2 protein-coding genes are annotated in these 1,055 nt (G+C 70.6%); both read left to right on the top strand.

The genetic code is table 11. The annotated features are described in order from the left end of the window. Positions 1-25 precede the first annotated feature (25 nt). Positions 26-400, top strand: a complete 375-nt coding sequence (locus O3T09_RS11775; protein ID WP_041103922.1) for an ArsR/SmtB family transcription factor — start codon at positions 26-28, stop codon at positions 398-400. Beyond that, a partial coding sequence (locus O3T09_RS11770; protein ID WP_269295569.1) for a cation diffusion facilitator family transporter occupies positions 400-1,055 on the top strand: 656 nt, incomplete at its 3' end. The genes O3T09_RS11775 and O3T09_RS11770, both read left to right, overlap by 1 nt.

Genomic DNA, 1,055 nt, shown 5'->3' with positions numbered 1-1,055 from the left:
ATCTGCATAGGTGTATGGTCGTGGCATGAGTGTGACGCCGTTGGATTCGTGTCAGGTCACCGCCGTCCATCCGGAGAAGGTGGCGCTGACCCGGGAGAGGATCCCCGACGAGCGCGAGGCCGGCAGGTTGGCCGGGCTGTTCAAGCTCCTGGGGGACCCGCGCCGTGCCCGGGTGCTGTATGCGTTGCTGGAGGCCGGCGAGCTGTGCGTGTGTGACCTGGCGGCGTCGGTCGATGTCGCGGAGGCGTCGGTGTCCCAGGTGCTGCGGGTGCTGCGTTCCGCTGGGGTGGTCGAGAACCGCCGGGAGGGGCGGATGGTGTACTACCGCCTCGCTGACGGGCATGTGCGGATGCTGCTGGACGTCTCCCGTGAGCACGCCCGCCACGAGGGGCAGGGCTGATGGGGGCGGGACACAGCCATGCCCCGGCGACCGGGCATGCCGGTGGCCGCTACCGTCGGCGGCTGGCGGGGGCGTTCGCCCTGACGGCGGGCTTCTTCCTGATCGAGCTGGTCGCGGGGCTGGTGTCGGGGTCGTTGGCGCTGCTGTCGGATGCCGGGCACATGGCTGCCGATGTGGTGGTGCTGGGTGCGGCGCTGCTGGCGACGCGCATCGCGAGCCGGCCGGACTCCACGGGGCGACGCACCTATGGCTCCTACCGGGCCGAGGTGTTCGCCTCGGCGTTGGCGGTGCTGGCGATGCTCGCGGTCGGGGTGTACGTGGTGGTCGAGGCCATCAGCCGGCTGGGCGACGCGCCGGAGGTGGCCTCCGGCGCCATGCTCGCGGTCGGCTTCGCCGGCCTGGTGATCAACATCATCTCCATGCTGCTGCTGCGCAGCGGGGCCAAGGACAGCCTGAACGTCAAGGGCGCCTACTACGAGGTGATCGCCGACGCCGCCGGGTCGGTGGGTGTCATGGTCGCCGGCGTGCTGATCATTCTCACCGGCCAGCCGATCTGGGACGTCGTGGTCGCGGCGCTCATCGCGGTCTTCGTCATCATCCGGGCGGTGGTTCTGGGCAGGCAGGTGATCGCGGTGCTGGGCCAGCACGCCCCGGA

It is taken from the genome of Micrococcus sp. H39-S4, assembly GCF_027158145.1.
Taxonomy (GTDB): domain Bacteria; phylum Actinomycetota; class Actinomycetes; order Actinomycetales; family Micrococcaceae; genus Micrococcus; species Micrococcus luteus.
This window is presented reverse-complemented; position numbering and strand designations above follow the sequence as displayed.